This is a genomic window from Streptomyces olivaceoviridis, assembly GCF_014650115.1.
In the GTDB taxonomy this organism is placed as follows: Bacteria; Actinomycetota; Actinomycetes; order Streptomycetales; family Streptomycetaceae; genus Streptomyces; species Streptomyces olivaceoviridis.
This window is the reverse complement of sequence record NZ_BMUI01000127.1, coordinates 1-649: the sequence shown is the minus strand read 5'-3', so window position 1 is coordinate 649 and position 649 is coordinate 1. Positions and strand designations below refer to the sequence as shown.

1 protein-coding gene is annotated in these 649 nt (G+C 74.6%); it reads left to right on the top strand.

Annotated features, from left to right (window positions below; all coding sequences use genetic code 11):
- Window positions 1–56: 56 nt before the first annotated feature.
- Window positions 57–649, top strand: a 593-nt coding sequence (locus tag IE273_RS43205; RefSeq protein WP_189820566.1) for an ABC transporter ATP-binding protein, incomplete at its 3' end; no start/stop codon positions are given.

The window sequence follows — 649 nt, the reverse complement described above, 5'->3', positions numbered from 1 at the left end:
GAAGTGAGCCCGGTCGGCGTCCCCCTCGGTGCGGGCGACCAGGTGGTGGTCGGGCAATGAGGCGGACGTCCGCGCCGGCTTCGGCGCTCCGGGAGGGCGAGGCACCGGACCCGGACGTCGTGATCCGGCTCGACTCGGTCGGCCGGGTCTTCGACGCCGATCCTCCGGTGCACGCCCTGCGCGAGGTGGACCTGACGGTCCGTCGTGGGGAGCACCTGTCGGTCGTCGGCCCCTCCGGGTCCGGGAAGTCGACGCTGCTGAACATCCTCGGCCTGCTGGACCGGCCGTCCTCGGGCGCGTACTGGCTGGACGGGGTGCGCACCGACGGACTCGCCGACCCCGAGCGGACCGCGCTGCGCGGCAGCCGTATCGGATTCGTCTTCCAGTCCTTCCATCTGCTGCCGTACCGGACCGTGGACGAGAACGTGATGCTCGCCGAGGTCTACCGCACCCCGGGCCCCGGTCGGGGGCGCGGTTCCCGGCGGGAGCGGGCGCGCGAGGCGCTGGCCCGGGTCGGACTCGCGCACCGCTTGGGGTTTCTGCCGGGCCGGCTCTCCGGCGGCGAGCGCCAGCGGGTGGCCATCGCCCGCGCGCTGCTCGGCGAGCCCGCACTGCTGCTGTGCGACGAGCCGACCGGCAACCTCGACAG